The 639-nt window shown below is 45.2% G+C and carries 1 protein-coding gene; it reads left to right on the forward strand.

Going from position 1 to position 639, the window contains the following annotated elements; translation table 11 throughout:
• The coding region (locus KPX09_RS05490; RefSeq protein ID WP_249549333.1) for a P44/Msp2 family outer membrane protein at positions 1 to 639 on the forward strand (639 nt) is incomplete at both ends.

Here is a 639-nt window from a genome sequence, read left to right on the forward strand (position 1 = left end):
GTTATGGTATTGGTGGCGCCAGGGTTGAGCTTGAGATTGGTTACGAGCGCTTCAAGACTAAGGGTATTAGAGATAGTGGTAGTAAGGAAGATGAAGCTGATACAGTATATCTACTAGCTAAGGAGTTAGCTTATGATGTAGTTACTGATCAGACTGACAAGCTTGCTGCTGCTCTTGCCAAAATAAACGGTAAGGACATTGTTCACTTTGCTAAGGCTGTTGAAATCTCTCATCCTATCATCGATACCAAGGTTTGTAAGGCTTCCAGCAATAACAAGTATGGAGGTAGCGGCACGGACGGAGCTGCAAAACAGTGTGGTGTAGGCCACAGCAGTGGGGTGGAGAACGCAACGCAACTCAGGGGCTTTAGAACTGAGGTATTGGAAAAAGGGGCAGGATGGCCTGGTTCTGGGAAGACAGATGCTGCTCATGATGACAACGCTACAGCCGTAGCCAAAGACCTAGTAAAGAAACTCACTCCTGAAGAAAAAACCATAGTGGCTGGGATACTTGCTAAAACTATTGAAGGTGGTGAAGTTGTTGAGATTAGGGCGGTTTCTTCTACTTCAGTCATGGTCAATGCTTGTTATGATCTTCTTAGTGAAGGTTTAGGTGTTGTTCCTTATGCTTGTGTTGGTC

Source organism: Anaplasma phagocytophilum (assembly GCF_023476575.1).
GTDB lineage: Bacteria > Pseudomonadota > Alphaproteobacteria > Rickettsiales > Anaplasmataceae > Anaplasma > Anaplasma phagocytophilum_A.